This is a genomic window from Novosphingobium aquae, from assembly GCF_037572715.1.
Classification (GTDB): Bacteria; Pseudomonadota; Alphaproteobacteria; order Sphingomonadales; family Sphingomonadaceae; genus Novosphingobium; species Novosphingobium aquae.
Map to the genome: position 1 here is coordinate 21,868 of NZ_JBBHJY010000015.1, position 17,022 is coordinate 38,889.

Genomic DNA, 17,022 nt, shown 5'->3' on the forward strand with positions numbered 1-17,022 from the left:
GGATTGCAAGACCCGATCGGCCGTGACACTCCGATGGTCAGTCTCAAAACTAAACAGGTTTCCCATGGCGGCGGACTCTGGCACGTAGCCCTGCCAAATCCGGCTTATGATGGGCGGAGCAGTGAACAATGATCGGTGATCGTCGAGATGCATCTTGATCCTTCGTGTGACAGTTGGGAACCCGCTCAAGCCTTGGCATTCATAGTCATTCGCGTGATATCCTAGTCAATCCCAGGAATATGATGCAGGCTCAAGAACTTATCTCGCGGTCGCGGCCCTACCGCTGGATGCTCGCACTCACGGTTTTCTTGTCACTTTTGGGGGCGCTAGCAAGCCTCGCCATCCCGTGGTTTGCCGCACGATTGCTGGGCGGCCTTCTGGAACGAGGTACTAGTCTCGCTCCTGTCGCGGGACTACTTGTCACCGCACTCTTTATTCAGACTATCATCGCAATCACCAACGCTCTTGTTTCAGGTTCGGTTTCTGCCCGGGTACTTGCTGACTTCCGCGGCGAAATTCATGCCCATCTGCAAAGATTACCCCTCGGTTTCCATGATCAGAGCGACAGGGGTGACCTCCTCAGTCTGATGGCATGGGATGCCTCTAGGCTTTCAACGTTTATAAGCCACTGGCTGGCCTCAGCCATCTCATCCATCTTTTTGGCATGTGGCTCGCTGGCTGTCCTGTTCTCCATCGACTTTCGGCTGGCACTTGTAATGCCATTTCTCTTCGCGCTGTTTTTTATGGGTCAAAAGCTCGTTGGACGGAAACTTAGATCGATCTCGGCGAAAGTTCGGGAAGCAGAGGTCAATGTCATCGCAACTGCACAGCAAACACTGGAGATGCTTCCGGCGACAAAAGCATTTGCTCGAGAGCAACTACAGGACCAGAAATACGCGCAAAATTTGGAAGCCTCGCGAAACCAAAACGTCAGACAGTCAAAGATTCTTGCATATCTCGGCCCAGCAAACCAGTTGCTGATTGCCATCGCTGTTATTGTGACGCTTCTCCTAGTCAGTCGCGGCAGTGCGACACAAAGCTTGAGTGCAACCGACCTTTTTGGCTTCCTGCTCTATGCTGCGCTTCTCTCGCGGCCGATTGGCCTGCTTGCGAACCTCTTCGGCGAACTTAACGGCGCACGGGGCAGTCTCGAACGATTGCTGGAAGTACTCAAAGAAAATCCCGAACCAGGCTACAACGCTCCATCGAGACTGGATACTTGCCGCGGTATAATCAGCTTTTGCGACGTTTGGTTTGGATATCCTGGCCGGCAGGAGACCCTTTGCGGTGCCAACTTGGAAATCAAGTCGGGCGAAATCGTTGCCCTGACTGGCGACAATGGTTCAGGCAAGACCACATTGGCCCAATTGCTGCTTGGATTCTATAGCCCTCAGCGCGGCACGATCCGTTTGGATGGCTTAGATATCGAGCAGATACAGGTCCAAGACCTTCGTAGACTGATCGGTTATGTCCCTCAACAAACTCTACTTTTCAATGCAAGCGTGCGGGACAACATCGGCTGGGGAGCAGAGAGGCCCGACGAACAGCGACTGATGAGAGCGGCGAGACTTTCTCAGGCATTAGAATTCATCGAAAGTCTGCCGGAGGGCTTTGACACCGTGATTGGTGAACACGGTGTCAGGCTGTCCGGCGGACAACGACAACGTTTGGCACTTGCGAGGGCGCTGCTGAACGATCCTCCAATCCTCATTCTCGACGAAGCAACGTCTATGTACGACCTGGATGGTGAAGCTGCCTTTGTCGAAGCTTGCCAGACCGCCCTAGTTGGTCGCACGGTCCTGCTAATTACCCATCGGCCTGCCAGCCTGGAGCTCGCTGACAGACAGGTCCACTTGCAGCAGGGGAAACTTGAAAAACTGAGCTAAGATCAAGATAGCTCGTATCCAGCTCTCCAATCTGCGCTGTCCCTCCGCTGCTATTACCAAGCTTGAGCAGTGCAAATATCGGAGCGACAGTCCAAACCTTGCCAGAGCATGAGAACTTCGCTAAAGACTGTTTCCTAAATATTGTTGAGGAACCGGTTTCATGCATTCTCCCGCCCTTGAGGAAGTTTCGAAAAAGGAATTCAAAACTCCGTTCGTTGAGCGCTATGGTACGCTGCGTGAAATCACTCTCACGGTTGGAAATACGGGTAGTGATGACTGCGGAGGCGGCCTCGGCAATTGCGGCGGCGGGGGTGGTAACAACAAAACTAGAACCCCTTAATAATCTTTCGTATTGGCGTTTGCCGCTAAGCATTTCGAATTTATGGGAATCTTTGGTCATTAGCTTTTATAATGCTTTTGGCCCCAGACTTTGCAAATTAAGTCGCTGCCCCTTCCACCGATCTCATTCTGTCTTGGCCAACCCCATCCGCTTGGCCCAGAACGCCGATTCCTCACGTGTCCTTCCTCGTATTTTTCGCCATAAGAGACGGACTGGACGGACGGGCCGATATGCCCACCACAGATAGCGTGGTAGGTGTATCGCCTCGAAATCGCCTATTGAAGGCGTGAAAATCGAGTCCAAGACAACTTTGAAACGCTCTGGAAATGAATCGCACAAACGGCACGACTCACTAAAATCATTTCGCGGATCGCGATCAGTCAAAGCTTTATACTGTGCGATGATGCAATCAACTTCGTTGACTATAGACAAATGATTTTTTGCCTGGATCAATAACTGGCCGCTTAATTTATGGCCGAAGATTTGATTTATTAACAGGGCAGCCGCTAAAATCGAACGAGAGCTCTTATTGGCTTTGGCTCGTACAAAAGCAAAATTCCAATCGAAAGTCGGATTCTGGGCGGCAAACGTGGCCAGATCCAGCGCCCAACTAAATGATGCCCAGCCCTCCTTTTGACCGTGTCCGGCAAGTATCAGCGCCAGGTCGTCAGTGCAGGCGATCGGGACAGAAGCACTTCCGAGTACCATGAACCTGCGGTTCCTCAGGACTTCTTCTACCTGAACCGGAAATGGCCCCGCCCCGACAAACCGCCAATGCAAGTCAATGGTTGTGCCGGTATTCAGATTAAAATGCATATGCTGACCAACGTAATCGAAGAACGATTGCCGCATCTGTTTGTCGCGAACTATCGGCATATACCCGAGCCGCTCCAAGATCTCGGAGGCCAACTCCTGACAGTCTGGGGACACAAGCACGTCAATGTCGTTGTACTCACGATGCTGAGGCCCGCCAAAGAGTTCTTGTGCAAGCACAGCACCCTTGAAAAATATGGCACTGATTCCCGCCTCCTCCAGGGCGCGAGATATGACAATAATTTCCCCAACCCGCTGCATGGAGCGAAATGCGTGCGCGCGCGCCCAATTTTGAGATGGCTTCCAATAGGGCCATTCTCGATCCGAAAATCGATCTCTGCGCAGAATTGCAGCACGTAAGCTATGGAGCTCACAAAACCGAATGAACCATCCTAGGTCCTCACTTTCGTCACTTTTTGCGTGAAACGCCGTCGGCGATGCAAATGGATTTACCAGACGGCAGATGGTTTGAAACTGATCGTCAGTTAACATTGCGCCCAATTATGCTTGAAGTCGGCCAGCTAGCCAATGATCGACCACTGCAAGCCGCAGAAGCCAATTTGAATCGCCTAGGTCGATCGTTGCCTGGGATAAGGCTCCCGGTGAAATGAACTCTCCGACCAGTGAGCCTTTGCCTGGGAGCTTTGGCGGGTTGGCGAGGATAGTCTGGGCAAAAACGTCAATCTGCCCCACCGATTTCGGTCGGTTTAGCACCCTTCGCGGAAGGCGACCTTTCATCGTTTGTCGCAACAACCTTTTCTCCCGGGCCCAGGGAATGGGCGGCGTACGTAGCATGAAGTCTCGCAATTCAAGATCCATGAAAGGATGGCGCCATTCAATGCCGTAAGAATCGTGCATAAAGTCCAATCCTTCGAAATAGCGGGTCCAAAGATATTGCGCTCTCCAGGTCAAATCCGCTTGCGGTCGCCAGCTTGGCAAAGGTTGCTCACCCTCAGGAGAGCTCCAGTCATCGTCTTGCTCAAGGCTGGAATTCACCGGCTCAGATCTGCTGATATGGGGTAGGACTGGGAACAACATCCGCCCTACCGTCCCCTTCCATTCTGAAAGGCTCTTCGAAGTAACATAGCGGCAGGATGCGAGCGAAAGCTCCCGCCACATGTGGTTGCCCGCCAGCCAATTCAAGTACGAACGCCACTCAAAAGTCATGGCATTGTCTGGACCTTCCCCTGCGAACCAGACCGAGGACATTTCACGCATAGCTTGGCGCTGGTGCATCAGCGCTTCCGGGAAAGTTACCTCCATATTTGGTTCAGCAAATCTGCAGGAGCTTTGCTGCCACGCGGGTTCGTACATTAGAGACGCCGACTCAACCATATGCTGCTCGATACCGAGATGTCGGGCAACAAGACGGCTGGGTTCCCATTCGGGGTCACGCTCCCCATGCAAAACCGTGGTATGCGCTACGACACGATCTGGCGTTCCGGCAATTTGAACGGCTTTTGCTGCGAGAGCGGGTGAATCAATGCCTCCACTCATCGAAATTCCAACCCGACCTTGAGGCATTCTGTCGCGCACTGCGGTGGTCAGAAGCTCTTCAAATTGCTCCTGATACTGTTCCTGAGGTCTTAGAATTAGAGGTTCGCCGATTTGAAACGCCCAATAGCGGCGAACTGTTATTGCATTCCCTGTTAAGGTGAGCGTGTGAGCGGGCAGGAGCCGATGAACATGCGAATAGACGGAGGTTGCAGGCTCACTTCCGCCATATCTGAGAAAATGCCTGATCCAGGCTTTGTTTATCTCTCCACTCCAATAGCCTGGCGCATGTGACAGCAGCTGCATGGAATCGGCAATCCACCAGGTATCTTGATACTGAAAATATGCGAAAGGCCGAATCCCAAGATGATCTCGCGCACAAAAGAGCTTTCCTGGACCGCTGTCCCAGATCGCAAACGAAAAATCCCCTTGGATCTGCTCAACCATGCCTTCGCCCCATCGGACATAGGCCCACAGGCAGAGATCGGCATCAGTTAGGGATCTTCCATCACTCGGGAGGTCTCCTCTAAGACGCGCAATGAGAAGCGTGCGACGATCCAAACGAACCCGTCCAATCAACACCATCGACCGATGCGGAGCCAGTTCAAGTTTTGCTGAAGTGGATAGCTCGCCAAAGCGCCAAAACTTCCCGCAACAGACCTCACCTCTCATTAGCGCCTGCGAGTTCGCAGCATCGAGCTTTACCCCGTGCGGATCGCATCGGCTCGTCGGCGAAAACCCGATTAGAAAGCTCATCGCGGCAAACCCCCAGTCCAATAGGAAATGACCTTGAAGGAGTCAGCTTCTTCTCCGCCACCGACCAAGACTTCACCCGACTTATCTATTAGCCAGGCGTGCGCCTGTAGCTTCGATCCAGCGCGCGCAACACCAATGCGCAACTCGCTTTCATGGCCATTGCGAGCCAGCATGTGTTGGAGTGCGAGCGCTCTTACCAGGCAGGTCGCGGAGCTTCGCGATGCGACCCTGTTGAAGGCGATGAGAAGCTCATGCGAAGAAAATCGTCCGCTTCCAAGAAAAGTCGACCAAATTCTGATCCGCCTCGTCCCCGTGAAACGCAAGCGAAGATATGCCTCGAATAATGCTCGAGCGCTAACGAGAACCAAGAAGAGCTCTGCCAGACTGTATCGCCTCAAGCGCATACAAATTCAATGTTTCTTTCCAGCAACGAAAGAACATCTGGAAAAATATCATCACGCCTAGGGTAGGTCAGTTTGTAAACCGGCAAAATTTGCGCGATATGTTTAGCAAAAGCAAACTGTCGGGAAAGGCGCTCAGAAACACTAAAGCTGGGGAACATGGTTGAACCCGCGATCTTCTGAAAGACTTCTAGTCCCCTCATTTGAGACATTGACACCTCTTCAGGCTCACTTTTCTCCGGAAAAGACAAAAACAATAAGGCATCGAGTGGTCTTCTGATTGGCGTACCAGAGTGACCGACGGTCGGGAAAAGATACTTCTCTGAAAGTGGGTTCCACTTGCCGCTAGGCCAACTTTTCGCAAAGTGTCGATCGGCAGTATGGGCAAATAGCTTTATTCGAGACGGACCCGGCTCAGCATAGAAATTTTTTTCCGTGCTAGTGATCCGAAGCAGGTCATCGGTCACTAACTCTGCGCCTTGACTGATCAAATGAGCAGCGAAAGTTGACTTTCCGGCTCCGCTCGGACCAAGGAGTCCAATCCCACGACCATTGAACCAAACAACCGTGGAGTGAAGCGTCTCCTCACCCTGCAGTAACAGAGACATAGACGCGGCAAAATTCGCGATATGCGCCTCGAACGCCTGTCGATCTGCCTGATGGTCGAAAGAATACCTGATGGTTCGCCCATCGCGGTCAGCCCGTAACACGAGCCAGTTCTTCCATTCGCATTCAAATTCACCAGACGGATACAAGCGACTTTGCACCCACTCATCTCCAGCAACCTGTATGGGCTCGCCTTCATATGCTCGCGAAGCGTTTGGAGAAGCGGCCTGAAGTTGGAAAAAGGGCGGCGTGGCCGGTTGAGCCAACGGCAGGTCCAAGTGCACGTCGCTGGTAAACGCGATTCCATAGAGCGCATACGAATATGGGGAAGCAACGTTCCCGCGAATGCTGCCAAGGGGGCCTAAGTTGTGGGATAACATACGCTGTTTGCTCTGCTCGCCCGGAGCTGGAAATCAATGTTGGATCAAAACAGAGATCGGCAACCAGACGATTTAATTCAGGAACTTCAAGGCTACCGCACTTCACTGCCGTCAGGAATCACTAGGCCAAGTTTGCACATTTCCAGAATGAAATTGGACAAACTGCGCCGGCACTCCGCTTCTTTGACATCATAAACCCTCATCACTTCTGAAACGATTGCATCGAAGCTTTTTGGGGATTCAAGTTCCTCCCACACGAGCGCTGCAACCTCTGTGAGGCCAAAATATTGCTTCGAATCCGGGTTCAATACCGCAATCTCGCCATCAATATCGCACGAAAGAGAGTCTTGTGCTCGTACAAAGCGCTGCGCAGGGTCGGAGAGGTTCATGGGATCTTTCTTGGCATTTCAAGTCTGCCCCTTTTGCATCATGGGATGCGGCTCGCCACAGCTATTGTATGGGAAATCTAGCGGTCTGCAAGCAACTATCGGCCAGTCCGCTTCAGTAGCTGCACTGCACCAATCTTCGCTGCGGAGCCGAACTGGCTCACTTGGGCAACGCCGGAGAGGTCCCATACCTGTAAAGGGCAATCGTTGGGAATGACGATCGTCACTGGGATTGCGTTGCCTTCAGGAGCTGATCGCACTTCCGCCCGCGAAAGGAGCGTTCTTCCGTCTTGGCAGTGCACCGTCCAATCCAATCGAACGCGCGCTGTGTCGCCAGGGTATGTCAACTCCTGTCGCAGTTCGTAAAGGCCGGGATTAATTAGTGTCGTTCGCTTCGCAACCACGCCGCTTGTCTCTGGCGAGAATCTGACTGACAGGGATCCCTGAGCGTCAAAACTTGCTTCAATCTCACCGTTTTGTGTGAGCTGCCATGAAAGCGGGGCGAGTTCAGTTTTCAAATTTATAGCGGTGAACCCAAAATTGGCGAGGCCATTTCGAATTTTCGCAGGCATGTCAGCTATCACGGCCCGCACCAGCTCGAATTCATTTCGCTGCGCGAGTGGCGCAATAAGCCCTTCGCGCATGTTTTGCGCTTGTTCAGGCTGCAATTGCTTAGCAACTCGTGAAACGAGCTCAACAACATGAGCCGGCTCTGCACCATTCACCATGGAGGACTGCACAAGTCCTGCAAGCCAAGGGGCATTTGCATAATTAACCAAGGCCGCTCGAACCTGCGCGAACTTGAGCGCCTTGGCTTGAGAGGCAAATATGACGGCTGATGCTTCAGAAGGATAGATGCGCAAAGCGCGGTCGTGATGCCCGAGTACGGCCACGACATCGCCCTTTCGGGATGCCGCAGAAATGAGTTCCAGTTGATTGACCAGGCTCCGTCGGCTCACGAGTTCAGCCAATTCGAATACGGGACTAGCATCTCGCCTTGCGCCCAGATCGATGGCCTTTCCATGAGCACTGAGCGCCGTGGCATCAAGCGGATTGGCTGTTATGATCGACTTCGCCAGACGATCAAGCTCTTGTCTCCCGTCCCTGGTCGCTGCAAAGAAGTCATTGCTTCTGGATAGGTCTTGCCTCAATTCCGACTGCGCAGATGCGACGAAGGGAAGCGAGGACTTGCCAGTAGGTTCCGCGTCAAGCCAGGCTCGGGCCGCTTCTTGGGCGGCCACACCGGTCAAAAACAAGGTGCCGACCGCAATGAAAACTTTACGTAAAAGCCTCATCGCGGCCCCGCTGTCATTGACTCTAGCGCGCAGTCTTAGGCCGATCAGGCATTTGAAGCTTTGACCTTTTGATTGTCACCATAAGCATAACCATAGCCGTATCCGTGCTCGGAGATGTTCAGCTTGGTCATGATCGCACCGAGCACAAACGTCCCGCCGACTTGCAAACGCTCCAATGCATTTCGGATTGCACGCGTGGACACGTCACCGCTTTCGATCACGAACACCGAGCCTTCTACCGCCCGGGCAAGCAGCGGCGCATCCGCCAACCCGATGACTGGCGGCGCATCGATGACAAGGTGGTCATACATATCCGAAAACTTGGCAACAAGCCGACCGAGCCGCTCACTCGCGAGCAACTCTGAAGCGCTCGGCGGCATTGGTCCTGCCGGCAATAGCGAAACGCCCCGAATACTTGTTTCTTTGACCATAGCAGCGAAGTCTTCACTTCCGGCAAGCAAATTGCTCACTCCAAGGTCGTTCGACAATTCGAGTCGCTCATGTAACGAAGGGGAACGCATATCGGCGTCGATGAGGAGCACGCGCTGGCCGGTGCGTCCGATCGCTGTAGCGAGCCCTAAGGCGGTGGTCGATTTGCCTTCGCCGGGCTCGGCACTGGTAACCACGATCGTTTTCGGAATTCCGCGACTTGTGGACAAGGCCAAACTCGTCCTGACGCTGAAATAGGCTTCCGCCAATCCCGAATGTGGGGACACGATTTCCTGAAGGACTTCCCCTTCGCTCAGCGGCACCGTTCCCAACAAAGGCAATTTTAGAACCCTCTGGACATCGCTGGGATCTCGCACAACTTGGTCCAGAGATTCCAGCATGAAAACCGTGACACCAGCCAGGAATATTCCTGCAAGAAATGACAGCAGCAGGTTCCGCTGGAGGTTCGGCGAGCTAGGACCACCTGGCACCCTGGCCTGATCGACAACGACGACATTTGTTGCGCCGACAGTGCCTGCTACTCCGATTTCCTTGTAACGCTGAAGCAAGGCATCATAGAGTTGACGATTGGTATCCACGTCGCGCTGATAGATATTGTATTGGATCGTGTCCCGCTGCTGCCGATCAAATTGCCCCTTGAGAGCGCTTACTTGCGCGGTGAGCTCCCTTTCGCGCTGAAGCGCCTCGGTATATGCCGCCGTCTTTCCCGAAATGATACGGGCGGATTCCCGCGAAATCGACATGTCCAATGACTTGATCTGTTCGGAGAGTGCAATCGCTTCAGGATAGCCTGGGTCGAACTTCACAAGAAGCCGCGAATAATCTGCCGCGAGCTCCGCGCGCTTGGCCCGCAAGGCGCCAATTCCGCCGTTCTCTGCGCCGCCCGGACTCGCTTCACTATTTCGAGAAAGCATCCGGCTTTGCGCTGCAATGCGATCGGTCTTGGCGCTGACAAGCGCAGCATTGACGGCCTCCAGATTTGTCGCGACCAGAGTTTGCGGATCTTGCGTACGACCGTCAGCGTCCCGGCCACCACCAATCTTCACAATGCCCCGATCACTGCCGAAATTGATCAAGGCTTGCTCGGATTGTTCCATTTTCGCCCGGACATCAGCAAGCTTATTTTCGAGGTAATTGCGCGCATCAGCCGTCGTTGCAAACTGCCTGTCGATATTGGCGGCGATGAAAGTTCTGGGCCAGGAGTTCGCGATCGTTGCCGCCCATTGCTGCGAAGGGCTGGTGTAGCTGATATCAACCAGCTTGGAGTTCGCGACAGGCTTGATGCTAATGCCGCCAAGGAGCACTCCTGCAGCTGCCACAGCCCTGGCGTTGCGCTGCTGCAGGGATGCAGGCGCCCCCGCACTATCGCTAGTGATACCATGGGCACTGAGGAACGAGGCATTTTCGGCAAGGCGCAGGTCGCTGACGACCCGCTCAGCGAGCGATCGTGATTTGAGCAGTGCATACTGCGTGTCGTAGAATTCGGCATCGTAGGCACCGTTCGCTTGATCAACGCCTTCGACATTGGTGATATTCTTCTGTTCGCGGCTGATCTCGATCCTCGATGAAGTCGAGTATAGCGGCGTGGTGAGCATGGTCTTGATAATGCCCACCCCTACACAAAGAGCGACAATCAGAAGAACCACGTAAATCCGGCGAATCGCTGCATTCCACCAGCGCCTCAGGAAATCGCCAAGCGCGATTGAGTCGTCCCCCGTCATCTCGAAAGCCGGACTGCCCACAGGCACCGTTTCTATCGAAGCGACGTGCGCAGCTGACGAGTTGCGAGATTGCATGAAATTCCTACCTATCCGGTAATTACGGGATCAATTTGTCAAGGATGATGATCGGGACAGTAAGCAGCGGCGTTACGGTCACGAGGTCCTTGAACAGTTTACGGCCTGACGAATCGCCGACCATGACCAGATCATTGGCATAGATTTCGGGATCCGGCTGCTGGCCGTGGCGAATTGCCTTGAGATTATAGAGGGCAGCGTATTTTTGCCCTCCCACTGTCCTGAAAATCACGACATCGTCGAGCTTGGCAAACTCGGTAACACCCTTGCTCAGCGCCATGGCTTGGAGGAGCGAGACACGCCCTGAAAACGGATAGATGCCAGGCTGTTTGACTTCGCCTTCGATGGTGAAGGCTTGGCTCTTGGCCTCTTTGACCTGGACCGTGACCTTTGGATTGCGGACGTGGTTCGCCCTGAGCGCTTCGACGAGCTGCCACTCGACGTCCCGGGCCGGCTTTCCGCTCACCTTGATGGCCCCGGCCAGCGGAAAGGAAATCATGCCGGTTTCGTCGACCCGAACTTCGCGATTCGACAGTTCGGGCATGCCAAAGACGTCGATTACCAGAAGATCGAACGGCCCCAAGTTATAAGGCTTGCTCGCCAGAGCGTTGTCGCCTTCCTTCGGGGCGGGCAAACTAGCACCTGAAAATACTTGAAGATTCCCGTCTCCGCCAAGTCGCGGTGTGGTCGCGCACCCCGCCAAACCGGCCACTAAAATCACGGCCATGAACTGCGCAAAACGACTTCTCATCAATTCCAACCCTTAAACTCGGCAAAGTCTTGTCAAAAGGTGCTATTTACCATGCACCGCGTCATGCCTGTGAACGGACTGGAAGGCAAGCCGCCCAGAGACATGCGACAGCGAAGACCACTGCTAGAGCCGGTGTGCGCAGCGGGTAATCGCCAATGCTTGCAACCGCGAATTGCAGGAGCATGACCATCCCCAGCATCGACTCCCGATGAGCCTTGGTTGCATGCGCCCTTTGTCCGACCAGGCGGATGGCTCGCGTGACATAGCTTGCAATGCAAATACCTAGCAGGAGGGCTGCCGGCGCCCCCCCGGTTAGGACAGCCTCCAGCCAGTCGTTATGAGCGTGGTTGACGATCTTGGGCGTCAGGAGTTCGTCCGGCTCGAAGATTTGGTAGACCCGTTCGAACGAGCCCATTCCGCTGCCCACCGGGAAATAGATCTTGGTCATGGCCAGGGCAATGGGAAGGATCGCAGTCCTCAGATCCTCGGACAAGTTAGATCTGACGAGACGGTCCAGGGCAACGTCGCGGCCAAGGCCAATTGTTAAGGCCAGAAGGCTTACTGCACACAGGATCAGCGCAATCCAGATTCTGGTCCGATGTCGGTGCCTCTCAGGCGCGGGCATTGAGCCTTGCTGACTTTCGTCGTTTCGTCCAGCGGACAGAATGAACGGGATGCCGATCACCCCGATCGCTGCAGTCAAGACGCCCGCCCGCGATCCCGTAATCATGATAAGCGGCAGCACAATGAACGCTCCGAATGACGAGAGCGCCAATATCCCCTTCGACCGGCCGGCCGCGTAGGCCGCCAACATTGGAAGCATCAGGGCAAGCATGAGCGCCTGATGATTCCGGTTCGCGAACAGTCCCACTGCGCTGCCGTTGTTGGTGATCGGATAGAAATAGAGCGGACCATCGCTTGGCCCTTGGATTTGGAAAATTCCGATCAGCGCGCTGAAAGCAAAGATGGCGATCAGAAGCGTGACTGTGCGCTGACGATCTCTAGGCGAGATCTGCATTGATAGTATCAGCGCAGCCGCGGGGCCAGCACAGGCAAACAGCGCGTTCCAGGTTTCCTTTGGCGTCAGTGTCATGGGGCGCCAAATCGGACCAAGACCGACCGCTAGGTCAATCTCGGTCACGAGCGACCGGCCTGGCAGTTGCTCCCAGATCTCAGGAGGTAACGGCACAAGTTGAATTGCCGGCAACGCGGCACATGCGGCGGTCATCGACAGAAGGAAGCGATGTTTCCGAATCTGGTTCATGTCGAGCCAGGCCAGCGCGAACCCAAGGGCCAGAATCGAAAGAGGTCGAAGCACGATCAGCTGGACAACATCGCCTCTTGCACTCCCCCCGAGTACCAGACTCGAAAATAGGAGAAGGCAAAGAACCCAGAATGCAGGCCCCGCGTCGGATACGAACTCGCGTAAAGCTGGCGGCAGCCGGCGCAAGGCTCTCGCCGCAAAGCCCTTTCCGCTTTGTCCGCTTCTATACCTCAAATCCACCCATCTTGTCCGCCCATCCACATCAGGGCCTTGTCTGAGCGAAATCACCACTTGTCACCCGGAAATTTGGGGCGCGCGGACCACCAGCGCACATACCGAACCCAGCATTGCGATCAAGCCGGCCATCCACGTCTTCGCCATTTTTACCCATCACCCGTAGCTGGGAAAAAATATGAATTCAGAATTCCGATTACAATGGCACGTGCCCCGCTAGTCATGGCATGACAAATCAAATGGTTAACGAAATAAGTCATTTGCGTACGGGCATGCGACGATATCGCTGTATATTTATTATATACTAGGCACAAAAACGTATAATACTCCAACCCCGAATGACTTACCGGCTGACGCCGGTAGGATCATGCGGCGGGGCTGAAGTCATCCTTGCGGATATGTCGGTCAAGATAGCCCATGATGATGTCTTCGGAGATGTTGCCTGCGGTGGTCGAGAAGTAGCCCCTGCCCCAGAACCTTTGCCCCCAGTAGCCTTTGCGGATGTGCTCGAGCGCTTGCTGGATACTGCGCGACGAGCGGCCCTTGGCGCGGCGCACGAAGTCGCTGACCGAAACATGTGGCGGGATTTCCACGAACATATGGACGTGATCATGAGACAGCGCGCCATTGATGATCGTCACGCCCATCTCCGAGCAAACCTGCCGGATAATCGTAACCCTCCCGCAGGTCACGCCTTGTTTGGGTGGTGAGTGACCGGTCTTAAGCGTGCTCTTATTTGCGCACTTAGGAGCGGATGATGGGTCAGAACACGCTGTTTTCGGGTCCGGAGCGGCGCCGTCGCTGGACCGAGGAAGAGCGGGTTCAGATTCTGACCGAGGCATTCTCCCCCGGAGCCTGCGTGGCCGATGTGGCGTGGTGCCATGACGTTTCGACGGCGCTGACTTACACATGGCGAAGCAAGGTGCGGCAGTCGGTCGTCGAGTCCGATTTTGCCGAGGCAGCTGTTGTGGCGGGAGACGGCGGCGAACCGTCGATCATACCATTCACAACATGGGAGCATACGACCTCTTCGAGCGCGATGAGGTCGCGCACCGCTATCGCATGGGACAAGGTTTTGGCGAGACGGTCGCTATGTCGCTGTGACTCGGCGCCTCATGGAGTTCACGGCGAACGATAACGAACTAGCGTTCGTCGTCGCCCATGAAATGGCTCACAACATTCTGGAGCACAAAAAAAGAAGCTCAAGGGCACCTCGATGCTCTTGGCCGAGTTTGGGCTCGGCGCACACAAGGTCAAGGCACCTGAAATCGATGCCGATAGATTGGCAGTAAGCATCGCAAATGCCGGGACAGATTTAGAAGGCCCGCAGACAATCCTGAATCGCCTTTCAGGGCACGTCTGGATAAACCTTGCGCTGACCCATCCGGGCATATTGCGCAGGATCGAGATTGTTTCCAAGATGCGCGACCAACTTGCATTGGTAAAGGAACATGCCCCGCCCATCGTCTCGATTAAACCGGACCTGCCTACCATTGCCGCCGATTTTCTCATCAAAGACCCGACGATCAAGATCTCAATCTTGGCGATCCCAATCTTGGCGATTCAGTCAGTTGACGCGCCGTGGATGCTTGCCATCAAGGAGACGCAGCCGACCAACCTTGCAACAAACCGCACCATACCTTCATTCGAGGCTGGGTCCGTCGCAATAAGATAGCCTGTCAGCGCTCGACTGTTGCATATGGACATAAAAGCCCCGCGTATTGGGAAAACTTTCGCGCCGAGCAACTTAGATTAAAAAGTCGGAAGTATAAGCGCACACCGAAAAGGGACAGCTACCTGCAATCGCCGCATTTCAGCCACAGATCTGCAGACCAGAGAGCGGTCGCAGGCGAAGATCAGGGGCTGACAGTTCCATTTTGACGGCCAGACGATGCGACAGCAGCCGTTACAGCACCCAAACCTCCGACCGCCAGCACGGCTGGAAGCAAGTTACTGCCGCCTCCGACCTCTGCACCCGAAAGCCCCTTGCACTTGGCCCACTTGCCAGCATCATCAAGGCGCCATTTACCCTTGCGATTAGTAAGGGTAACACACTTTTCAGCAGCATCCGAAGCTGCAGGATCAGCGTTCGCATTCTGGGCAGCGGCCATGCTTGCACTTTCGACAAACATAAGCGAGCACGCTGCGGCGATAGCAAAAAATTTCTTGGTCACAATTACAGCTCCGTGCGCTAGCGCATCATCGCGAATCTACGTTTACGATCTTAACACTAAAGAAATTTCAGTTGCTTGGCAACCGCCCTTTAAGGGCTACGTCGTGAATTAAATCCGCTTGCCAAGTTCGAAACTCAGGCGCGAATGCAAAGTTCCCTGGCGGGCATATACCAGACACCCTTAACATGGTGTGCCAGCCATGTATCTTCCCAAGTCGCTCGCGATTTGGCAGCTATCGGTAGCCCCAAGTCAGCAAGCAGTGGCGCCTATCCGGCACTGCTGCCAGGCACTCTTGCGTCACGTCATCAACCACGTTGAGCACGCGAAACCGCCTGCCGCACGCTATCTGGTCGTAAACGAAGTCCAGGCTCCAGCGCTGGTTCGGCAGAGCCAGAACCGGGGCAGGTGCTCCCGTGCCAACAGCACGCCTGCGGCTGCGTCGCCGCCTAATCTACGCCGCGATCTGCGCCAAATGATATTCTTTGGACGCCCCGACGAACGCAAGCGGTAATTCGGGTATGAGCGGCACTTGATCGGATGCTGCCATCTGTCGGGCCTCGTAATGCACCAACTTTAGCTTCGGGCCCGTATGGGAGTTCGCGGATCGGATCCAGATCAGACGAGCGTGCTCAATGCACAAGAACATTACCTGGTTTTCCGACGCCGTCTTGCCGATTGTTGCGCCATACCCTCCTTCGACCGCTTGTCGCCCTCGGACGACCTCTGATGGCCGCCCAGCTTACGCCGCCGCTACACCATCGGAGCTCTGTAATCCTTGTTCTTCATGAGCAGTGCCCAGACAATACGCGCCGTCTTGTTCGCCTGTGCTACTGTCACCAACATGCGCGGCTTACGCGCCAGCATCCCGGCGAGCCACGATCCTTCGGGCGCCCCGCGCCTGCTAGCATGCAGGATCACCGAACTGCTGCCAATGATTAGCAATCGCCGCAGTGTACGTTCGCCCATGTTGGATGTTCGGGCCGGCTTCGTCTTTCGACCCGTTGATCTTTGTAGGGGCGTGAGCCCGAGCCAGGCAGCAAAGTCACGGCCGCGTTTGAATGTTTGCGCTGCCGGTGCCAATGCCGCGATCGCCGTCGCCGCAATCGGTCCGATATCTGGAATGGTCATCAGTCGGTGGGCAACTTCATCTTCACGGGCGCGCCGAGCAATTTCCTTGTCGAGGTCTGCTATCTGACCATCGAGTTTTTCGAGCATGTCGAGCATTACCCGGAACATCTCCCGCGCCGCATGCGGCAGTGTTGACCCAAGCTCATCATCGATCAGCTCGCCCAGCATTGTCACCCAGGAAGGCCCCTTCGGTGCCACCCACCCGTACTCTGTCATGTGCCCGCGGATCGCGCTGATCGTTTGCGTCCGCTCGCGAACCAGCAGATCGCGCGTGCGGAATACCAACGCTGAGGCCTGCTGCTCCTCGCTCTTGACCGTTACAAATCGCATGTTCGGCCGCTTTACTGCCTCGCAGATCGCCTCGGCATCGGCTGCATCGTTCTTGTGACGCTTTACGAAGAGCTTCAAATAGGCGTCGTTACCGCATCCGCCTTTGCTACGGCCGTGGAAGATCCGGCCAACTTCCGAACCTCCCGGTCTGTCGGCGCCTGGCTCGGCCTGACGACGCGCAGATACCAATCCGGTCAGGTCGATTATAATGGCCACATCTCCAGGCGAAGCGATCATCAGATGCGAAGTCACTTGTAGACGACCCATCAGACGACGGACATGGGGGCCACTGCAACTCGGGATCAAAACAGACAGTCAGCGATCCGCGCTGCTTCAAAGCGGCATTATACTCGCTCCAGTTCGTTGTGCGATATTTTGGTGTTGGGTTGGACGGCTCCCAACGGCATCACGATGTGCCAGAGTGAGTTCGTTGAAGGACTCAATCGAGGGAGACCGTCCGTGGAGAATATTACACGCATTGGGATGGACACGTCAAAGAGTGTATTCCAGCTGCATGGAGTGAATGCGGCAGAGCAGC

The 17,022-nt window shown here is 54.8% G+C and carries 14 protein-coding genes and 6 pseudogenes; 5 read left to right on the forward strand and 15 right to left on the reverse strand.

Going from position 1 to position 17,022, the window contains the following annotated elements; all coding sequences use genetic code 11:
• Positions 1-242: 242 nt before the first annotated feature.
• Positions 243-1,886: an ABC transporter ATP-binding protein gene (locus tag WG900_RS19855; protein WP_339970075.1), complete on the forward strand. Its 1,644-nt coding sequence runs from the start codon at positions 243-245 to the stop codon at positions 1,884-1,886.
• On the opposite strand, the gene WG900_RS19860 is transcribed toward WG900_RS19855, so the two are convergent.
• The 11 genes and pseudogenes from WG900_RS19860 to tnpA all read right to left on the reverse strand — a co-directional run.
• Complete coding sequence (locus WG900_RS19860) at positions 1,807-2,286, reverse strand: hypothetical protein (protein WP_339970077.1); 480 nt, start codon at positions 2,284-2,286, stop codon at positions 1,807-1,809. The genes WG900_RS19855 and WG900_RS19860 overlap by 80 nt on opposite strands.
• Positions 2,287-2,349: 63 nt before the next feature.
• Positions 2,350-3,531 carry a nucleotidyltransferase family protein gene (locus tag WG900_RS19865; RefSeq protein WP_339970079.1) on the reverse strand — a complete coding sequence of 394 codons (1,182 nt, stop codon included), beginning with the start codon at positions 3,529-3,531 and terminating at the stop codon, positions 2,350-2,352.
• A gap of 9 nt (positions 3,532-3,540) precedes the next feature.
• Entirely contained in the window at positions 3,541-5,289 is a 1,749-nt protein-coding gene (locus WG900_RS19870) for an asparagine synthase-related protein (RefSeq protein ID WP_339970081.1), read from the reverse strand.
• Complete coding sequence (locus WG900_RS20255; RefSeq protein ID WP_417598673.1) at positions 5,286-5,693, reverse strand: lasso peptide biosynthesis B2 protein; 408 nt, start codon at positions 5,691-5,693, stop codon at positions 5,286-5,288. The genes WG900_RS19870 and WG900_RS20255 overlap by 4 nt, the downstream gene beginning before the upstream one ends.
• Positions 5,684-6,574 (reverse strand): hypothetical protein, encoded by an 891-nt coding sequence (locus WG900_RS19875; RefSeq protein WP_339970083.1) that lies wholly within the window; start codon positions 6,572-6,574, stop codon positions 5,684-5,686. Before WG900_RS19875 ends, WG900_RS20255 begins: the two co-directional genes overlap by 10 nt.
• A 194-nt stretch (positions 6,575-6,768) precedes the next feature.
• Positions 6,769-7,065 carry a PqqD family protein gene (locus WG900_RS19880; RefSeq protein WP_339970085.1) on the reverse strand — a complete coding sequence of 99 codons (297 nt, stop codon included), beginning with the start codon at positions 7,063-7,065 and terminating at the stop codon, positions 6,769-6,771.
• 95 nt (positions 7,066-7,160) lie between these two features.
• Positions 7,161-8,357, reverse strand: a complete 1,197-nt coding sequence (locus WG900_RS19885) for a hypothetical protein (protein ID WP_339970087.1) — start codon at positions 8,355-8,357, stop codon at positions 7,161-7,163.
• 44 nt (positions 8,358-8,401) lie between these two features.
• Positions 8,402-10,603, reverse strand: a complete 2,202-nt coding sequence (locus tag WG900_RS19890; protein ID WP_339970089.1) for a GumC family protein — start codon at positions 10,601-10,603, stop codon at positions 8,402-8,404.
• 22 nt (positions 10,604-10,625) lie between these two features.
• Complete coding sequence (locus WG900_RS19895; protein ID WP_339970091.1) at positions 10,626-11,330, reverse strand: polysaccharide biosynthesis/export family protein; 705 nt, start codon at positions 11,328-11,330, stop codon at positions 10,626-10,628.
• 85 nt (positions 11,331-11,415) lie between these two features.
• Positions 11,416-12,618 carry an O-antigen ligase family protein gene (locus WG900_RS19900; protein WP_339970093.1) on the reverse strand — a complete coding sequence of 401 codons (1,203 nt, stop codon included), beginning with the start codon at positions 12,616-12,618 and terminating at the stop codon, positions 11,416-11,418.
• Between the two features lie 599 nt (positions 12,619-13,217).
• Positions 13,218-13,523: pseudogene (gene tnpA / locus WG900_RS20290) on the reverse strand (IS200/IS605 family transposase); the annotation flags it as partial.
• 86 nt (positions 13,524-13,609) lie between these two features.
• Between tnpA and WG900_RS19910 the strand changes: the two are divergent.
• The 3 genes and pseudogenes from WG900_RS19910 (at position 13,610) to WG900_RS19915 (ending at position 14,527) form a co-directional block, all read left to right on the forward strand.
• Entirely contained in the window at positions 13,610-13,990 is a 381-nt protein-coding gene (locus WG900_RS19910; protein ID WP_339970097.1) for a transposase, read from the forward strand.
• A pseudogene (locus tag WG900_RS20260) lies at positions 13,947-14,144 on the forward strand (M48 family metalloprotease); the annotation flags it as partial. The gene WG900_RS19910 and the pseudogene WG900_RS20260, both read left to right, overlap by 44 nt.
• Positions 14,069-14,527, forward strand: a complete 459-nt coding sequence (locus WG900_RS19915) for a M48 family metalloprotease (protein ID WP_339970098.1) — start codon at positions 14,069-14,071, stop codon at positions 14,525-14,527. The pseudogene WG900_RS20260 and the gene WG900_RS19915, both read left to right, overlap by 76 nt.
• A gap of 181 nt (positions 14,528-14,708) precedes the next feature.
• Here WG900_RS19915 and WG900_RS19920 read toward each other — a convergent pair whose 3' ends face one another.
• From WG900_RS19920 to WG900_RS19930, 3 genes and pseudogenes are all read right to left on the reverse strand, one after another.
• Positions 14,709-15,026, reverse strand: coding sequence for a hypothetical protein (locus tag WG900_RS19920; protein WP_339970100.1), 318 nt, complete (start codon positions 15,024-15,026; stop codon positions 14,709-14,711).
• Between the two features lie 268 nt (positions 15,027-15,294).
• A pseudogene (locus WG900_RS19925) lies at positions 15,295-15,477 on the reverse strand (IS3 family transposase); the annotation flags it as partial.
• 299 nt (positions 15,478-15,776) lie between these two features.
• Positions 15,777-16,568: pseudogene (locus tag WG900_RS19930) on the reverse strand (IS110 family RNA-guided transposase); the annotation flags it as partial.
• Between WG900_RS19930 and WG900_RS19935 the strand changes: the two are divergent.
• Positions 16,563-16,739: pseudogene (locus tag WG900_RS19935) on the forward strand (transposase); the annotation flags it as partial. The pseudogenes WG900_RS19930 and WG900_RS19935 sit on opposite strands and share 6 nt — an antisense overlap.
• Positions 16,740-16,755: 16 nt before the next feature.
• Here the strand turns inward: WG900_RS19935 and WG900_RS19940 are convergent.
• Positions 16,756-16,863, reverse strand: a pseudogene (locus tag WG900_RS19940) (IS5/IS1182 family transposase); the annotation flags it as partial.
• Positions 16,864-17,022 lie beyond the last annotated feature (159 nt).